The organism is Paenibacillus sp. 4624 (assembly GCF_050435065.1).
Classification (GTDB): Bacteria; Bacillota; Bacilli; order Paenibacillales; family Paenibacillaceae; genus Paenibacillus; species Paenibacillus amylolyticus_D.
In genome coordinates, this window is record NZ_JBNDJR010000007.1 from 304,347 (window position 1) to 323,114 (window position 18,768).

At 37.9% G+C, this 18,768-nt stretch carries 19 protein-coding genes; all 19 read left to right on the top strand.

Annotation, left to right across the window (positions count from 1 at the left end):
• The first annotated feature begins 178 nt into the window (after window positions 1–178).
• The 19 genes from ABIE27_RS17830 to ABIE27_RS17920 all read left to right on the top strand — a co-directional run bounded on the left by ABIE27_RS17830 (window position 179) and on the right by ABIE27_RS17920 (window position 18,764).
• Window positions 179–970: an aminoglycoside phosphotransferase family protein gene (locus ABIE27_RS17830; protein ID WP_123063678.1), complete on the top strand. Its 792-nt coding sequence runs from the start codon at window positions 179–181 to the stop codon at window positions 968–970.
• Window positions 951–2,123, top strand: coding sequence for a DegT/DnrJ/EryC1/StrS family aminotransferase (locus ABIE27_RS17835; protein WP_123063677.1), 1,173 nt, complete (start codon window positions 951–953; stop codon window positions 2,121–2,123). The genes ABIE27_RS17830 and ABIE27_RS17835 overlap by 20 nt, the downstream gene beginning before the upstream one ends.
• Window positions 2,124–2,816 (top strand): PIG-L deacetylase family protein, encoded by a 693-nt coding sequence (locus ABIE27_RS17840; RefSeq protein WP_123063676.1) that lies wholly within the window; start codon window positions 2,124–2,126, stop codon window positions 2,814–2,816.
• Window positions 2,809–3,588, top strand: a complete 780-nt coding sequence (locus ABIE27_RS17845) for a hypothetical protein (protein ID WP_123063675.1) — start codon at window positions 2,809–2,811, stop codon at window positions 3,586–3,588. The genes ABIE27_RS17840 and ABIE27_RS17845 overlap by 8 nt, the downstream gene beginning before the upstream one ends.
• Window positions 3,589–3,602: 14 nt before the next feature.
• A complete protein-coding gene (locus tag ABIE27_RS17850; protein ID WP_429351112.1) occupies window positions 3,603–4,184 on the top strand; it encodes a hypothetical protein in 582 nt (193 codons plus the stop codon).
• Window positions 4,181–5,182 carry a hypothetical protein gene (locus ABIE27_RS17855; RefSeq protein ID WP_123063673.1) on the top strand — a complete coding sequence of 334 codons (1,002 nt, stop codon included), beginning with the start codon at window positions 4,181–4,183 and terminating at the stop codon, window positions 5,180–5,182. Before ABIE27_RS17850 ends, ABIE27_RS17855 begins: the two co-directional genes overlap by 4 nt.
• A gap of 12 nt (window positions 5,183–5,194) precedes the next feature.
• Window positions 5,195–5,809, top strand: coding sequence for a histidine phosphatase family protein (locus ABIE27_RS17860; protein WP_123063672.1), 615 nt, complete (start codon window positions 5,195–5,197; stop codon window positions 5,807–5,809).
• A gap of 16 nt (window positions 5,810–5,825) precedes the next feature.
• Complete coding sequence (locus ABIE27_RS17865; protein ID WP_429351113.1) at window positions 5,826–6,386, top strand: D-glycero-alpha-D-manno-heptose-1,7-bisphosphate 7-phosphatase; 561 nt, start codon at window positions 5,826–5,828, stop codon at window positions 6,384–6,386.
• Window positions 6,387–6,402: 16 nt separating this feature from the next.
• Window positions 6,403–6,981, top strand: coding sequence for an SIS domain-containing protein (locus ABIE27_RS17870; protein ID WP_161556884.1), 579 nt, complete (start codon window positions 6,403–6,405; stop codon window positions 6,979–6,981).
• Window positions 6,982–7,000: 19 nt separating this feature from the next.
• A complete protein-coding gene (locus tag ABIE27_RS17875) occupies window positions 7,001–8,497 on the top strand; it encodes an asparagine synthetase B family protein (protein ID WP_123063669.1) in 1,497 nt (498 codons plus the stop codon).
• Window positions 8,498–8,499: 2 nt separating this feature from the next.
• A complete protein-coding gene (locus ABIE27_RS17880; RefSeq protein WP_429351114.1) occupies window positions 8,500–9,789 on the top strand; it encodes a hypothetical protein in 1,290 nt (429 codons plus the stop codon).
• A gap of 4 nt (window positions 9,790–9,793) precedes the next feature.
• Complete coding sequence (locus tag ABIE27_RS17885; RefSeq protein WP_429351115.1) at window positions 9,794–10,753, top strand: GDP-mannose 4,6-dehydratase; 960 nt, start codon at window positions 9,794–9,796, stop codon at window positions 10,751–10,753.
• Window positions 10,737–11,423, top strand: a complete 687-nt coding sequence (locus ABIE27_RS17890) for an HAD family hydrolase (RefSeq protein ID WP_161556883.1) — start codon at window positions 10,737–10,739, stop codon at window positions 11,421–11,423. Before ABIE27_RS17885 ends, ABIE27_RS17890 begins: the two co-directional genes overlap by 17 nt.
• A gap of 36 nt (window positions 11,424–11,459) precedes the next feature.
• Window positions 11,460–12,404: a hypothetical protein gene (locus ABIE27_RS17895; RefSeq protein ID WP_429351116.1), complete on the top strand. Its 945-nt coding sequence runs from the start codon at window positions 11,460–11,462 to the stop codon at window positions 12,402–12,404.
• 2 nt (window positions 12,405–12,406) lie between these two features.
• Window positions 12,407–13,186 (top strand): sugar phosphate nucleotidyltransferase, encoded by a 780-nt coding sequence (locus ABIE27_RS17900; RefSeq protein WP_429351117.1) that lies wholly within the window; start codon window positions 12,407–12,409, stop codon window positions 13,184–13,186.
• Window positions 13,183–14,337, top strand: coding sequence for a glycosyltransferase family 4 protein (locus ABIE27_RS17905; protein WP_123063663.1), 1,155 nt, complete (start codon window positions 13,183–13,185; stop codon window positions 14,335–14,337). Before ABIE27_RS17900 ends, ABIE27_RS17905 begins: the two co-directional genes overlap by 4 nt.
• Window positions 14,318–15,484, top strand: coding sequence for a galactosyltransferase-related protein (locus ABIE27_RS17910; protein WP_429351118.1), 1,167 nt, complete (start codon window positions 14,318–14,320; stop codon window positions 15,482–15,484). Before ABIE27_RS17905 ends, ABIE27_RS17910 begins: the two co-directional genes overlap by 20 nt.
• 23 nt (window positions 15,485–15,507) lie before the next feature.
• On the top strand, window positions 15,508–16,887 hold the full coding sequence (locus ABIE27_RS17915; protein ID WP_429351119.1) for an MATE family efflux transporter: 1,380 nt from the start codon (window positions 15,508–15,510) through the stop codon (window positions 16,885–16,887).
• Between the two features lie 296 nt (window positions 16,888–17,183).
• A complete protein-coding gene (locus ABIE27_RS17920) occupies window positions 17,184–18,764 on the top strand; it encodes a TerB N-terminal domain-containing protein (RefSeq protein WP_429351120.1) in 1,581 nt (526 codons plus the stop codon).
• Window positions 18,765–18,768: the final 4 nt, after the last annotated feature.

Genomic DNA, 18,768 nt, shown 5'->3' on the forward strand with positions numbered 1-18,768 from the left:
TACCCTCAAAGTGTATACCCAAGAAATTTATGATCTACTGCAGTGGTCGTAAGGAATCAGAATCTGTCACGGACTAGTATTATCTTGGGTTCAATTATTTATAAACGTTCTTATACATGTAGTATTTTCATGCTAATCGATTCGAAATACAAATATTAATAGAGAGGTGATCAAGAGAATGATGGAAAATAAAGATGAGCTTGTCGGTGGAAGAGTGGGAAAGATTCATAAAGTGGACGAGACGGTAGTTCGTCCAGCCAATGTATGGACTCCGAATGTGCATAATTTTTTGGAATTTCTTCATAGTGAGGGAGCAAATTTCGTTCCAAAACCATTGGGCATAAGTGAAACTAACGAAGAAATATTAACATTCATGCCAGGAGAAGTATATAACTATCCGTTACCCGATGAGTTGCTAAGCGACAATATGATTGTTTCAGTAGCTCAGTTATTACTCCGTTTTCACAAAGTAAGTGAAAAATATGTATCCCATCTGAAGAACACGGAGCAATGGATGTTACCTTCAATTTCTCCGGTTGAAGTCATGTGTCATGGAGATTTTGCTCCTTATAATGTCACTATACAAAATAACAAAGCAATCGGAATCATTGATTTTGACACACTGCATCCCGGGAGTAAAATGTGGGATATTTCTTATGGCATATATCGTTGGGTTCCATTCGGAAATCCAGACAGTCCTGATTCCAGTGGAACGTTAGAAGAGCAAATTCGGAAGAGTAAATTATTTCTGGATACTTATGGAGTAGAAGGGTCTTCAAGAGAATCATTTGTCGATGTGTTGATTAACCGGCTGCAAAGTTTGGTAGACTACATGCGAAGTGAAGCATCAAAAGGAAATGAAGATTTTCAGTCCCATATTGATGAGGGCCACCTTAATTTATATTTGGACGACATTAAATATCTAACTACTAATAAAGAGGAAATTATCAATGGTATCCAATCGATATGAATTTGATTTCCCTCAATGGCCCGTATATGGCGATGAAGAGATGCAGTATTTATCCGAAGTTATAACTTCTGGCTTCTGGGCAGGGAGTCGTGCCAAATATAGCAAGGAAGTATCTAAAAATTTTTTGAATCTGCACAGCGGAACGTTTGGGTTTCCAGTCACGAATGGCACCACTACATTAGAAACAGCATTAAAAGTTCTAGGTGTTAAAGCGGGGGATGAAGTTATTCTCCCAGCCTTAACATTTTTCTCTACCGTGTCTGCTGTGCTTCGAACGAATGCGAATCCAGTCATCGTAGATATAGATCGGGAAACATTTTGTATCTCCACACCGGAAGTTAACCATGCACTGTCTGAGAAAACGAAAGCCATTATTCCTGTACATTTATCTGGTGCGATGTGTGATATGGATGAATTAATGAAAATAGCAGCGTCAAACCGTTTGAACGTCATTGAGGATTGTGCTCACGCGCATGGGAGTGAGTGGAATAACGCTGGTGCTGGAACAATAGGTGATTTTGGAAGTTTTTCCTTCCAACATTCTAAATTAATTTCTTGTGGAGAAGGTGGTTTCTTAATAGCAAACTCACAGGAGAATATTGATAAAGCATGGAATTTCTCCAATTGCGGAAGAAGTTCTAAACATTCAGTTTATGAACATTCTGTTATAGGTACCAATAATCGAATGTCAGACTTTCAAGCCGCTGTGCTCAATGCGCAAATTTTACGTTATGAATCACAACTTAAGATTAGGGAGAGAAATGCTTCCTTTTTAAGAGCAGAGTTAAGTCGTATAGAAGGTGTTTCAACACAAATATATGATAATAGAATGACACGAAGGGCTTACTACAATTTTATCATAGTCATTGATCCTTTTAGATATGGAAAACATTGTTGCAGGAAGATGCTAGACATATTTACCCAGGCTGGTGTGCCCACATCTTTGCCATACCCTCCACTTAATGAACTGGAAATTTTCAGAAATAAAAACAATCATGAGCTCTTAGGATACAATGTAAGATTGTTTGAAACCCCTAACGCGAAGTACATCTCGGAAAACTCTATCTGGTTGCACCATAGATTGCTTCTTTCGGACAAAGAAACCATTACTAAGTTTATATATTTATTCTCTGAATCTTTGGGAGTGGGTTAATTGGCCGTTATAGTCATTTCACCTCATTTTGATGATGCCGTTTTATCTGCATGGACATATCTTCAGAGTAAAGAAGTTTCTATTTTAACCATCTGTGCTGGTGTACCAAGTGCGGAAGTATGCGTGTCATCGGCTGACCTCAATTGTGGTTTCACATCAGGCAGAGAGGCAGCATTAGAACGTATTCATGAGGATGTTCGTGTTTGTAATGGACTGGGTATTGTTCCAATCCATTTGGATGAGTTAGATTATCCGTATTCCGGGGATAAAGATAAAACTAAACTTGGTAAGAAATTAAGTCCACATATTTACCCAGACAACACCATATTTGTACCGCTAGGCATCGGTAGACATCCAGACCATGTTGCAACTCGTGATTCAGTAATACAAATGTATAAAAATAATAACTCATTCCAACTCTTCTTTTATGCAGATTTCCCCTATGCTTCAATGCCAAGATACAAACGTGATAAGTATAATTGGCTTGCTATTGAAAAGGAAATAAGGAGCCAAGGTATACAACTATGCAAATTTCAGAAAGTATCGTTAGAGCAAGAATGGATTGAAAAAAAAATTGAATATCTGAAAAAATATAAATCACAAATTCGTATGTTACAAGTTAACTACCCAGACCTACTAAACGTGCCCGGAATATTAAAAAATGAATACTTTTGGGGTGCTACGTATGATTAAATATTTATGCTTTAGACCGATGACTATAGACGGTGAAAGCGCAACGGATCTCACACCTTTGAACTTTCAGGCACTTAATAAGGCTGGTCTTAAGAGAAGATGGAAGCTATATCTTGAACATCAGCTGGTCAGGGAACAAGAATTGAATCATGTACTGGAACAACTATGTGAAATGGAGGCCTTAAGTATTGTTTCAGTTGGAATTCACGTAAGTTTAAAATCCTTGCTTAATAAACCAAGACCATATGAGAATGATAAAATTAGTGTCTTTTATATATTAGATCATTCTGAGATGGCAGAAATACAATGTCAACGCGGCAAAGATGAGCTTATGTCAGACATACTTGCTCATGATAACGTATTCATTCCCCATAGATTTCCGTCCTACTATGATGATTTACATGAATTGAAACCTCAATTGCACAATGCTAAAAACATTCTGTTGGAATCTTTCTATGATCGAAATCTGGATGATTTTCAATTCGGGCAGAACGTATATCTGGATTATCGCAGATTAAAGGATCATTCTGATCCAGAGATAGATCTACGTCGGTATTTTATATCAACAAGTTATTCAGATGCTATAAACGATGATTCACTTGAGAATAATAAAGGTTGGGACTCCTTCAGAGAATATGGTTTATTTGAAATGATAGCATTCTTACGAGAACAAGGATTAACAGAACAGGACATACTTGATTGTATCCATGACAAGTTTTTAGACCTTTTCAAAAATTCTCCTCGCCAAGGAAAAGTGTTATGGAATCTATGATATTGACCCATACCTTGAAGGGGAAAATATGGTTCATGTGTCCGATTACCTTGATCTCCAAAACTACTAATTACATTGCATTTAGGATTAGTGTTGGATCTCCTGTATATCGTGCTGTTGCTTCTAATGGAAAAAATGCTAGTCTTGATGCGACGCACTGGTATCTAAAAAAAGGAGATTGGAAAAATAACAATCTTACCTATCTAGTACCCTATGATGAATATGTTGGTTATGGTGTCATAACAGATCGTCATAACAATATAGGCTACTATTATTTGAATTTTCAAGATCTTATACAAGTTTCGGAAAATGTAGTCAATACCTTGGATTTCGAGCTGGATTTTGTCATAACTGATTACGAAAAACAAAAATATTTTTGGAAAGATGCAGATCAGTTTCATGATCTGCGATCCAAACATATTTTTAACAGTGCAGCGATGGAGAACATAAAATTAGATGAGAGGGAATTGTTGGAATCGTTCGAGAAATATAAAGCGGATCTAGATACCTTTGGGACTATAAATATCGAATCGCCTAGTATTGAGGAGTTTCAAAAACATATTCCATTCGATCTTTATAAGGAGTTTATTGAATGAATAATGTCGTAGTAACGAAAGCCCCTTTTAGAATATCTTTGGCTGGTGGCGGTACGGATATAACTTCATATTGCAGCAGATTTGGCGGACAAGTGATCGGCTTCTCCATTGATAGGTATGTGGTGACTACGCTATTACCGAGAAATTTCTACGATGAAAACCATGTTATTAGTGGTGACAACGAGCTTCTTCCCAACTTCTCAACAGAGGCGAAAGATTATGTGCTTCATGCTTTATCAGAGACCAATCTTAAACATAAGTTCAAAGCAAGTATTTTAACGGATGCTCCTCCCAATACCGGTTTAGGCGGGTCAGCGGCATTTCTAAATTCATTTATCAGCGCAAGTAAAAACATAGTGAACACAAACCTAACGAAAAGTGAATTGGCTGAATTATCAAGTCGTGTAGAGATTGAAAAATTAAAACGCCCTGTGGGAAAGCAGGACCATTATTTATCAGCTCTTGGAGGTATGAACTTATTAACATTCGACAAATCTCTTACTGTGACCGCAAGCAAAATAACAGTTAAGGAACAATGCAAAAATTATTTAAATTCTAGATTACTACTTTTTTACACAAATATAAAACGTTCAGCGGGGGATGTGCTGAGTGACCAATCGAATCAAATTAGTAGATCCAATCTGGAAACAACAAATTTGATGCACGACATCAAGTCATTAGTCATGCCCATGCTGAGCGCATTGGAAAATGACAAACCAGACGAGATAGGATGTCTATTAGCTGAACACTGGCATAGAAAAAAATCATTAACCAAAAATAACGAAAAAGATGAAATATCCCAACTCATTTCCTTATGTTATAAGAGTGGGGCAGATGGATGCAAAATACTAGGGGCTGGGGGAGGGGGATTTATCCTGGTTAGCGCCAAGGAAGGGATGCAACAAAAAATAAGAGATGAATTAGCGAAATATAACATTATAGAATTCAAATTCAATATTGAATTTGATGGGACTTCATCAACAAAAATTCCGATCTGAGGTGGTCAACGTATGCATAGAAAAGTTTATTTCATGAGACATGGAGAAACAGAAGATAATGTTATTTCTAGATTGTCGACTAAACCGCCAGGTCCGAGCTTGACATCTTTAGGCCGAAAGCAGGCAGAGGATTTAAGAGTGCAAATTGTAGACAAAGACATTTCATTAATTTATTCAAGTCCGCTAACAAGGGCAATTGAAACGGCAGAAATCATGAATCAAAATTATAACGTAAATATAATCCAAGATCATCGTATCTCAGAGTTACTTGTGGGCGACAACGAGGGGCGAAATGATCAAGCCGTATTTGATGAACTAGATACGGTCTGGAAAGAGTGGTCTTTAAAAAATAATCTAGGCATGTTAGCCGGTCCCAATGGTGAAACGGCCGAACAAGTATTAAGTAGATGTAGATCATTTATTGAAGATTTAATTGCTAAAGATGACTCTGAGAGTGTGTTGGTCGTTGCTCATAGTGGAGTACTACAGCTACTACTCGGCCATTTATGTACAAATCTTGAACCTATTTTTTGTTATGATAATTGGCTGAGAAATTGCCAACTAGTCGAAACTGAAATACGGGATAATCAATTATATTGTACGAAATGGGGAGACACTTTATGCTGAAGAGATTATCGAGAAGATGATCATTATTGAACGTACTTTTCATTATCAGGAGTATGAAAACATCATTTTTTTAGACAGAGATGGTGTAATTAATGTTAACCGTGAACATTATGTAAAATCTTTATCAGATATTGAAATTCATAATTCGGCTTACAAAGCGTTGTCGAACTTCAGAGATCACAATATTGGTATCATCATTATCAGTAATCAACAGGCAGTTGGCAAGAAAATCATCTCGATCGAAAAAGCGATTGAGATTCACAATAAGATCATTAATCAATTTGAAAATCCTCCAATCATCGCATCCTTTATATGTCCTCATCTTGTATCTGACAAATGTGATTGCAGAAAACCGGGAATCAGAATGATCAGAACAGCCTCAGAAATCTACAATGTACAACTTCAAGGAAACTATTTGGTAGGAGATTCATACACAGATTTGCTTGCTGCGGAGAATGCAGGGCTACAACCTATTCTAATCAAGAAAAGCCATGAGAAGATGAAGACAATAAATAAAGCGATAACATTTGAAAATTTGTATGAAACTTCAAAGTATATTTCCTCCAAAATCACTTAGGACTAGGGGCGATATGATGAAAAACGATGTGGTATCCAATTGTGATCTATATTTATCTGAACTCGTGGATGAGATAAACAAAGCGCCAATGAAAGATATCGAGAAGGCTTGTGAAGTTATCTTTGATGCATTCAAATGTGGCAAGACGTTGTATATTGCAGGCAATGGCGGAAGCGCGGCTTCGGCAAATCATTTTTATGCTGATCTATCGAATGAGTTGCTTATCCATAATATCAACTCCAACGCAAGAGTAAATTCACTGTGTGATTCGATTGTAAGATTGACTGCGATTGCGAATGATTACGGCTATGAAAATGTATTTTCACAGCAATTGAGTCACGGTCAAGAGGGAGATATCCTACTGTTATTAAGCGTCAGCGGTGAGTCTAAAAATCTTATAAAAGCGGCTGATCTGGCGCAGTCGCGATCCATGAAAATAGTATCTGTTACTTCAATGACATCCACCTTAACCCATATTTCTCATATATCAATTATATTCGGTGATTGTGATTATGGGTTATCTGAAGATTTTCAATCGATCTTTCTTCACATGTTAAAACGAATGATAAACAATAACATTCCACATAAATGTTAAGGAAGGGGATCGATAATTTATGTGCGGTATTGCTGGAGTTGTAGGTCGTACTGTAAGAGAAGATGTATTGCGACAAATTTTAAGTCAGATTGAACATCGAGGACGCTCCGAAACTTTGAGTGAGTGCAAACATTATATGGATTATGGAACTTGCCTTGGTACGAATAGATTGCCGATCGTAAGACCGAACAATAATACACAACCTGCACTGTCAAAGAATAGACAGACTGCTCTTGTTATGAATGCTCAGATTTTTAATTATAAAGAGCTGGCTCATGAACATCATTTAGAATGGATAAACGAATCTGAATATGGTGATACTCAATTTTTGGTAGAGTTCATTGAATTGTATGGGATTGATTTTGTTATAAAACAAATTAATTGGGAAGGTTCTTTTATTTACCTGGATATGGCAGCTAGAGAAGTTGTTTTTGTTCGGGATCACCTTGGAATTAAGCCTTTATATTACTTAAGAAACATGGACTTACTCATGTTCTCAAGCGAGATAAAAGGTTTAACTGGTTTGCCGGGTGATGAAATAGTGTGTGTTCAGCCAGGGTCAATTAATCGCTATTCATTAGAAAATAATAGTATTACCACAACGATTTGGTGGGAACCGTATGCTGCTTTTAGAGACTGCAATCTGTTAGAACTGCTAAGTGATTCGGTTGGATTGAGAGTGCCCGAAGGACAATATGCAATTTTGTTATCTGGTGGATTGGATAGCTCGATTATTGTATCTTTGGCCAAAAAGTTTAATAGAAATGTTACGGCGTACACCTTGTTTACTGATACTTCACCTGATCTTCCATATGCCCGCTCATTATGTAGTAATTTGAATATCCCTTTAGTTGAGGTGAAAGGGGAAAACAGTGAGGTTTTAAAAGATAAGTTGCCGGACATTGTTCATATCGTAGAGACATGGCAGTGGCAAGTGATAAACCATTCTGCACCGATGGATGCACTATTTAAACGAATTCGAGATGATGGTCATAAAGTTGTACTAACAGGAGAAGGAGCTGATGAACTGTTTTTTGGTTACGAAGACTTCCAAAGTCCAAATCTCGCTCTTAAAGAAGAAGAGAGAGTTACAAGGATAAAGGATTTACATAAAACCAATTGTCGACGTCTGGATCGGATGGCAATGGCCTATGGCCTGGAATGCCGAGTTCCATTTTTAGATCGACGATTGGTATCTGCTGCATTGAATTATTCTTATCCTCAATGTGTATCAGATACTATAAATAAAATTCCCTTAAGGAAAATGGGCGATAAGCTGCTGCCGAAAGGGTTCAGCAATCGTAAAAAGCTGTCATTGTCTAAAGGTGCCGGATATAAGTATGGAGAGAACTTGGACATGAAAAATGTTTTTGGAAAAAATAACGATTTTGAAAGCGAAATGAAAAATACGTTGTATGAATATATGGCAAGGTACCCCATTGAGAGGTACTTGATTGATTTAGCGGTAGACGAGGGGTATTTCAAAGCTAAATATTTGCAAAAGGCAGGCTTATAACCATGAAGTTAAAGAAATCTAGGGAATTAAAAACAGATACATTTTATCTGCCTGGAGGAAAACATTCGTTTGCTCATTCGATTGCTTGTGGAGCTTTAGCAGAAGAGTGTTTATTTGAAAATGTCCCTAATATAAGAGACTCCAAAGTGATCCTAGAAGTATTAAAAAATATATTTAAAACGGTAGAATTCAACGAGCATACAAAAATAGCACATCTTAAAGATCCTATTTACGCTGATGAAATGGTGATAACTAATGATCTTCTGAATCAATCAAGAAATATCTTTTGTATCATTCCAGCTTTGTTAAACCGTGTAGAGAAAGTGACGATCATCGGTGTCCCAACAGGCTGTAATATTGGTGAAAGACCCTCTGAATGGTATTACTCTATTTTAAAACAATTCGGCGTTGAATATAAAGAAGAACTTAATACAGTTACATTATCATGGAAAATTAAAAAATCAGCTCACATTCATTTTGAATATCCTACAATGACTGGAACTGTCATTGCCTTAGCTTGTGCCTGCCTAGTTCCGGGAAGAACTGAATTAAGTAACTGCTCCGTTGAGCCTTCTTGTTCTGATCAAATGGAGTGCATGCAGAAGTTGGGTGTGTCCATGGTTGGGGAATTGCCTGATTTACAAATACTTCACTCAATGACTGCAAAGAAGGTTCAATATGAATGCTCTTCAGACAGAGTTTATGCAGTGACCCTACTAACCGCCGCAATTTTAGCTGAAAAGAATTTTGTTATCCAATCAAAGTCAGAGATCAACATACCTGAATTTGTGAAATTTATGAGAGATCTTAATATTGAAGTTCATGATGCTGGAACCTCCATAAAAATTCAATTTGAAAATGATACATCGTTGAAGAGCACATTGATCGAAGCAGGCTCAGAACCTAAATTCAGTAGTGACTGGGGACCATTTGCTTTGCTTATTCTGGCAACTAAAAGCACAGGTAGAAGTACCATCACAGATGATGTATTTCTTAAAAGATTTCAATTTATTAACTTTTATAAGGATAAAAGAAACTTTGTCAATGTGAATTTAAGTGAGTCCTATAAAAATGATAGAAAAATAGCTGTTGCCGAAATCCAGGGAGAGAAAGGACCCATATACGGTGGCAGCGTAGAAAATTGTCCAGACATCAGAGGTTCTGCCGCAATAATCTTGTCAGCTATTGTATCCGAAGAACCGATTGAAATTTATGATCAATTTCAAATTTCAAGAGGATATGAAGATTTAGTTGGTAATCTAGAAAACATGGGTTTCATAGAAAGGTGTTGAAGATATGAAAGTACTGATAACCGGAGGGGCAGGTTTCATTGGTTCTCATGTCGTTTCCGAATTGTTGAAAGAGAACTATGATGTTTTTGTTTTGGACAACTTCTCAACAGGAAGAATCAAAAATCTTGAAGATCAAACGGAGATCAAGCGGTTAATCTGTGCAGACATTAATGACAGTTCAGTGGTGAGTATAATCCAAGAAATAAATCCTGACTACATGATCCACCTCGCAGCACAACCTAGTGTGGCTGTATCTCAACAAAATCCTTTATTGGATGTTGAAACGAATATGTATGGATTAGTTAATGTGTTAGAGGCAGCTAGAAGAACGGATTGTAGAAAATTTGTTTTTGCTACGAGTGGTGGGACTATTTATGGGAATGTAGAAAACGAACAATTACCGCTAGTTGAGGATCTACCTTTGAAGGCATGTTCTTTCTATGGCCTGACCAAATTAACGGCTATCCATTATCTGGATTTGTATAAAGAGCATTTTGGATTAGATTATTGTGCATTAGCTCTCGGTAATATATATGGTCCTAGACAAGATCCGTATGGCGAATCCGGTGTAATTGCTATATTCACCAATAAAATTATTAATAATGAGGATTGCACTATAAATGGAGATGGTTCGGTTACAAGAGATTATTTGTATGTTAAAGATGCGGCAGTAGCGTTTGTTAAATCGTTAGAACAAGGGTCGGGACTACTTAATTTGGGAACAGGCATCGAAACATCTGTACTTGAGGTGTTTAACGTAATCTCAAGTGTAAGTGGCAAGGAAACGAGAGTGAAGTATCGCGCTGCTTCTCCTGGCGAAGTTCAAAGAGTCTCTCTCTGTATAGATAAGATTCAGGACCAGATGAATTGGTCTCCGCAAGTTAGGTTCCCAGAAGGAATTCGATTAACCTATGAATGGTTTTTTACAGCGACCAAGGAGGTTCAACATGTTAGATCAAATTGACGCAGTATTCCTTGACGCAGGAGGGGTGTTATTAAAGCCAGATTTTAGAAAAATTCAAAATTTGTTTGATGATCTGTCTTTGGAAGAAGAGATGATTGACAAGGCTCTTTATCCTGTTGGATGTAATGTTGGTGCAGGATTGGGCCCAGGAGATGATGATAATAAATTCGTATATGATTTTGCAATTTCATCAGGAATACCAGCAGAAAGAATACGTGGTAACGAGGAAAGGTTGCAGGAGATCATATTGTTCAGTGAATGGGTACCAAGAAATAGGAGTGAAATCAAGAGAGCGATACAATTTCTAAAAAGAAAAAACAAAAAAATTGTAATTGTAACGAATACGGAAAATGGTCTAGCGTCCAATTTGTTAAAAAAACTTGAAATTTGTTCAGAAGATGAAGAGGCTGAAACAATAGAGAAAGTGGATAAAATCATTGATTCCTGGGTCATCGGAATCCATAAACCTAACCCGGAAATTTATAAATATTCAGCAGATCAAATCAACGTTGAAATAACTCGATGTTTGCACATAGGAGATTCTGTTCGAAACGATTATGATTGCGCAAGGGAAGCGGGAGCTCAAGCGTTGTTATTCAGACCATACGAGCCAAAGCAAAATAATTCCATACAATCGCTATTAGATCTTATAACGGATGACAACGATTAGTCCTGTACAGTTGTTGTTAGAAAGGAACATACTCTTATGTTTAATTACGTCCTTGTGCTAGGTTTCGGAAGAATTGCCGAGGTTCTGTATATTCCCTGGCTGATTCAATTAAAAAGCAAAATCATTATCTGTGAAAAAGATGTTGGACGACATACTTATATAAAAAAAATAGTACCTAATGTGGAAGTGAGTGATTACATCCCAGTTGCCCCACAATCTTATCATGGAATTGCTTTGAATCTTACCCCGGTCTTTGCTCATGAATCTACAAACCGAGAACTTCTAGAGAAGGGATGGAACGTATTTTCAGAAAAGCTGGCAGCAAACAGTTCAACAGCATGGGCTGAATTGCTATCCATTGCGAAACAGAATAATTGTACCATCGTATCAGCTCCAGTTTCGGCCAATCAAACAGAAGAAGACAGAATGTTATTGGATATTAGAAATGAAAGTTTAGGTGAAATTGTAGAGGTGCATTGCCAATTTATTGGTGGTGGTCCTGCCAGAAGAGGCTTTATACAGGTGCAAAGAGAATGGATGCTAAAAAATGAGGATGCGCTAAGGGTGGACTTAGCACCCTATCTACTTACTCCTGTAGTAAAAGCGTTTGGGGCAATCAAAGAGGTAATCTGGATGTCAAACAGGTACTACCCTGATGTTGTTGTCGAGAATACGGATCGTATTATTAAACCGGAGTATGGATCATCAGAAGTTGGGATTGGAGTAATAAACCATAGCATCGCTACCTTTTTAGTATCGTACAGACCTAACGTTAAAGACGTTACCACCAAAATAGAGATTATCGGTACCAAAAAAGGGAGTTGTTATGATTTATCTGAAAAAGTATCTGAGGGAGTGCATTCCTTTAATAGGGTTCAAGCTGCACTGGAGTTATTAAAGGAGTGTATTGAGGAAGAAAGAGTATACCAGAATCATCAACAAGTCGTCAGCAATGTAATCTCATGTATTAAAGGAGAATAGACATGAAAGCTATAATTCCTGCTTCAGGCAAAGGTACACGAATGAAGGAAATAACCAACTCAATGCCCAAGGAACTATTGTACGTTGGAGGCAAACCTCTTATTGATCATGCAGTAACAGAATGCATTGATGCTGGAATTAAAGAAATCATTGTGAGTATTACTCAAGAAAAATTAGCTATTAAAGATTACTTCTTAAGATCATTCAAAGAGAATAGCCCTCTATCTGAAAAAATGAAGGAAAGTTCAGTCTCTATTCAATTTGTTATTCAAGATGTTCCTGATGGGACAGGCGGGGCAATCATAGCCTCCCAACATATAATTGGAAGCGATGGTTTTCTTGTCGTATTTCCTGATGTACTGGTTTCCTATAGAACCAATACGTTAAAAGAGATGATAGAACTGCAAAAAGAGTATGATTGTCCAATCGTGATGGTGGATTCAATTACAAAAGATGAGTTTGACAGGTACGGAGTAACGTTTAACTTTAATGGTGATCCTGGTCCTTATTTCATCGATGAATTATACGAGAAACCTGGCTCTATAGATAACTTCTCCCTGCAATTTCATGGAATTGTCGGTCGATACGTATTTCCCAATGATTTCATACAGAAGCTTGAATATGTTGAAATGAATAAGAAAAATGAAATCGATCTGACAGATGCTTTGGTTGGCATTCCTAGAAAAATGGCCCAACCTTTAGACGGAAGGCATTTCGATTGCGGCTCAATAGGCCCTTATAAAAGGAATTTGTCTCTAATGGAAAAGGAACTGCAGTTATGAAAACGGTTCTTGTTCTTGCCCCCAATATTTCTCCGTATCCTGGAGGAGCAGAAGTTTATATTAGTGATTTAATGAAAGAATTAATTGCTTTCGGCTGGAAAGTTATATGTGTAACTGAAAATCCTCCAGAATATAACACCTCTCCAATTGAATATCTGCAAGCATCCGCAAACATAGAAAAAATAACATCATCCAAAACGGTTACGTGGCGTGAAATGATCTTTTCATTACTGGACTGTATGGAAGAAATTGAATCGAAAAAGATAGATATTATTCATGCTAATAGTATCGAAGCAAGTCTATTGGGGAAAATAATTTCAGAACATTGTAATATTCCCCTAGTTGCTACCATACATGAGCATAAGCCTGAGGAAAAATCGTTCGGAATGGGTAGAGTAAAGCTGTTGTTTGAGAGGCTTCAATTGGATGCAATCATAGCTCCAAGTTCTTTCTACTACAACAGAGCTTTAAAACATAACATGAAAGCCTCGAACGTGTATAAGGTTGTTCACGGCATTGATATTGATCGAATGTCTTCCTTCACAAACCAAAGCAACCATGTTCCAAGCGGTACTCTTAAAATTCTCTTTGTTGGTCGTGTATATTCGCCAAAAGGGTTACACATCTTGATCGAGGCTTTGGGCAAACTTAAATTTAGTTTTCATTTCACGCTCTCTGTTGTAGGTCCTCTTACAGATGTAATGTATAAAAATCAATTGGATAACATCATTTCTTTTTACGGTATGCAAGATTACATTACATTCCATGGCCCTGTATCTTCCCAAAGTGTAAAGGATTTTATGCTTACATCGGACGTTATGGTTGTTCCAAGCCTTGAAGAAGGTTTTGGACTTTCAATAGTGGAAGCAAATATGTTGCGTTTGCCCGTAATTGCATCAAAAGCTGGAGGAATTAATGACATTATCGAACACAATAAAAATGGGCTGCTCTTTGAAGTAGGTGATGTGCAAGATCTTACGGAGAAACTTCATTGTTTTATAGAGAACCAAGCGGATATTTCTACTTATGTGGAGAATGCATATATTCGTGCAAAACGTGATTTTTCATCCATCAGGATGGCAAAGGAGACCATTGAGGTTTATGAACATATTTTAGAAGGAGCTGGGAAACATGAACGATATAATCATTAAGCAGGCTTTGCTCTGTGCCCGGACTTATTTTGATGAGAGTTCTAAAATTAGCCCTTCCATGGCCAATAGAGTACACATTGTTTTTGAAGAGATTTTCAATATTTTACTTAGAGTAAGTGGCATTAGCGATTTAGAGCAGAAGTTAAAACATTTGAATGAGCATATGCAGGATGTTGAATTCAAAGAAAATTTAACCAAGCAACTCATTAGCAATATAACAGATATGAAAGAGATTGCTCTATTAAATCAACATCTAAAATATTTAGCAGAATTCGGGCGAATCCTGCCTTTCGAAGGTCCTTCTTACTATGAACTTTCTGAACCGAATAAAATAGATGATCAAATCCATTTTCTGAAAGAAAGCTTGATAAAGCATAAATTAGTGAAAAAGAGTACGACCGCTCCGATCGCAATAATCCTTCCTTTTCGTATTGCCAATAAGTTCAGATTACGAAATTTACTATCTTCATTACTTGGAATTCATAATAGTTTCATTGATAAAAGTAAGTACAGCATTATTGCAGTGAATCAAGATGCCGAGGATTGTTATGAAGATGTCATAAGTGATTATGTAGACCACTACATTTTCGCTAAAAATGAAACAGCATATAATGTCTCATGGGCTAGAAATATAGGTGCTGTGTGTGGCCGGGAATCCGAAATATTACTATTTTGGGATATTGATATCGTGGCTCCTCGGGAATTGATTAATAAAATCTATGAATCTTTTGATGACAGCATCGGGTGTGTAGTTCCTTACACAAGTGGAATAAATTTAAACGAAAGATCCACTTCTTATTTTATAGAACATATCCCCTCAACGATTGCTTATAACAGCTTAATGGACAATTTGAACGGTCAAGTGATGCACGAAGTATACGGTTTTATGATTGCCGTAAGATCTAATGAATATTTTAAAATTGGTGGTTTCGATGAAAGGTATGAGGGCTGGGGGGATGAAGATAATGATTTTTATTCCAGGATCTATGCTTCCACAAAAATAAGAAGACTGAATTTACCCATTTATCATCTGGATCATCCAAGACCATTAATGAGAATAGAAGGCGAAAAATTAAATCGGAATTTAATAAACGATCCCATTAGTGAGCAGGACAATATAGGAGTTCTTAATAAATATTCGTCTTAACTGAAGGAAAGAGGGATATATTGGTGATTGAATCTCAACAGCCTAGCGAATATAAACTTTGGAAACTATCATGGCCGATATGTATACAACTATTAATGGTACATTTAATTTTGGTAACCGATTCATTTTTTTTGAGCCAAATCTCAGAAAATTATGCGGCGAGTGTCGGAGCTTTATTCCCCTTATACGGGATATTTTATACTTTATTCGAACAAATGGGGTACGCTGGCTGTAGTGTTGCTTCTCAATACCTTGGCGCAAAAAAGAATGAGTTCGTCAATGTGACTTATGTTATATCGATCATATTAATGTTTTGCTTGGGTTTGGTTGTGAGCTTGTGCATGTTTTTCGGATCTGATGTAATTGGGACATGGTTAGGATTATCTGGTGAAAATAAAAACATTGCCAGTTTATATTTAAGTATAACGGGAACATCCTTGATTCTTGAGTGTATGCGAGCGACTTATAACGGTATTCTTACGGCTAAAGGTAAAACCTGGGTTACCATGGTAGGGGCAATTTTATACAATATCGTTAATATCGTTTTAAATTATATTTGTTTAGTAGGTGCTTTTGGTATTCCGAAGCTAGGATTAGTGGGGATTGCATTTTCTACAGTATTCGCCCAGGTTGTGGGTCTTGTTTTCTTAGTGATCTTCGTTCACTGGAGGGAGCATGTGACGTGCAAGCTTGAGGATCTTAAGAGACATTTCAAAACCATTGTCAGACACATACTTAATATTGGTGTCCCATCCACAATAGAACCTATGTCCGTGCAGCTAGTTAGCGTAGTCATGACTTATTTGATCTTATTGTTCGGGATAAGCTCAATGGCAGCGAAAACGTATACATTTAATGTATTACTTTTGTTGACTTCGTGGTCTGTAGCAATAGGTGTGGGCACATCTATACTCATTGCCCGAAATGTTGGAGCAAAAAGTTTTGACGGTGCAAACAGACAACTTCACAGAAGTCTTTTATTAAGTATGTCGGTTAATTTCATCGTTGTATTCCTATTTTATCTATCCTCGAACTATATTTTTGGATTATTCACGAATGATCCGGAGATTTTGAAAATGTGCAAAAATTTATTGTTAATTAGTATGTTTTGGGAACCTGTTAGAGCCTTGAATATTATCGTAGCTTATTCACTAGCTTCGGCAGGAGATGCAAAATTTTCAGCTGTAGTTGGTTGTATCGTGATGTGGGTTTTGGGACTTCCGTTATGTTATTTGTTCGGTTATGTTTTTGGTTTAGGTTTACTCGGAATTTGGTTAGGATTATTCATTGATGAGGTGCTCAGAGGGCTAGTATACTATCTACGATGGAGAGTAAGAAAATGGGAGAAAACCGGTGTCGTGGATTATGACTACAGTTCAAACAGTAGAGAAGTGACAAATTGAGTCATGTGCAAGTGAGTAAGCAAAATGTCCCTTTAAAACATTGAATTATAAATAAAGATCTGTCTATTGTATAACAGAAATCGAAATTGTAAATGCCTCTTATAGGATGAATGAGGAGAAATCTCATTTAACCATAAGAGGCATCTTGTCGTTTTATATTTGATTCATAAAAATACAGTGCTTATGTACTAAAAGAAAGTATGGTTTTGCCGCCCATAGAAGCCGGACAAGTGTTATAATGATGCGTATGGATACACGTGTTCGTATTTTGACCTGAAAGAGGTGGATTCAATTCCATGAGAGATCATTCGGAACAGCTGGAATTCATGGAGATTGATCTAAGTGAAGATACAGAGACAACCTCGATTCGTATACCTGATCGTTCATCTTTGGAGAAGCAGAGTCGCCAACCACACAAGTCGCAGGGAGCCGTATTGTCTTCGGAGAAACGATTTGTGGAGGAGGCTAGACGCCTTGCAGAAGTTACGGGAGAAGAAACTTCACCTGTTCCGTTTATGAGCTACTGGCCGACGTATGGGGTGATGAATGATGCGCAGCTGAAATGGTATTTGTACTGGAGAACGGAGGTGCGCCAGGAAAGATACCTGGATGTCGACCTCTCGTATCTGTTTGTTCATGTTTACGAGTTGATTAACGGGATCGGCTGGTTGCATCCGGAGGATGGTTATCTCCAATTAAAACGATTATGGTTGAATTACCGAGAGCGGCTTCCTCAGCTTCATGTTTATATGCAGGAGTGGGTGGTCGATTACATTCTAGTTCACGATCTTCATGCATTATTTGGTGAAGTGATGAAGATTTCGGGTGATTATTTGCCAGCATCATTGTTGGACAAGGAATTACAACAGGTGTTACAGGAGAATGTCGCTGAGGTAACGCTGGATATGCTGAAATGGTATTATGACTATGATGTTACGATGAACACCTTTTACCGTGATGGCGGCAAAGAATGGATGGAACGATATGTGCCCAAAGTGATGGCTGTAATGGATTCGTATTTGAAGCGGACGCAACAAAGAGGGCTCTTGCCTGAACTCCAACCGAAAGCCGAGCAGACAGTGAAACGCACGCTATTTCATAAAGCGGTGTATGACGAGTCCATTTACGGCAGATTTGTTACGTTCACTCATTTTCCTTTCATATCGGATCAACAATTTGTGCAGAGGTTAACCCGGATTTACCGCTGTACGGAAAATAAGCTGCGTGAACTGTTAGGCTTCCGAGGTCGTTTGCGCGGTAAAACGCTGGAGCCTGAGCTTGCCAGTGTGATTGAGCGTTATCTGGAAAGAGCTTTTGCCATGGAACAAGCTGAGGCCGTAACTGCGCCAGCCATTCAGATCGATACGGCCAAATTGGCATCTTTGCAGGAGGATAGCGAATATGTGCGTAAGGCGCTGAGCATTGAAGATAATGCACATTCCGAATCGGATGAGTCTGCATCTGGCCTTGAAGAAAACGCAGACGGGAATGAAAGACACGGAATGGATGAGTTGCTCTGCCAAGAACAGCAAGACAGTTCACTACCGATTTTAGAGAACAGGGTCCAACCATCGGGGAGCTCCGATCGGTGGAATGAAGTTCTTATGTGGGACGAAGCGGCGGAAGCCCATGTATCAGAGGAGTGGCGGGAATTCGCCGAGAGGTTGGACTCCCGGCATGTAAGAGCCATCCACGCTTTGCTTGGTGAGCATCCGGATGGCGATTTGATGCGTCTTGCCGAAGAAACGGGAACGATGCCTGCACTTTTACTGGATGAAATGAATGATATCGCAATGGAAACCATCGGAGACCTGCTGGTTGATGGTGACCGAATCGTTGCTGATTATATCGATGTATTTGAACATGTGAAGAGGTGATTGA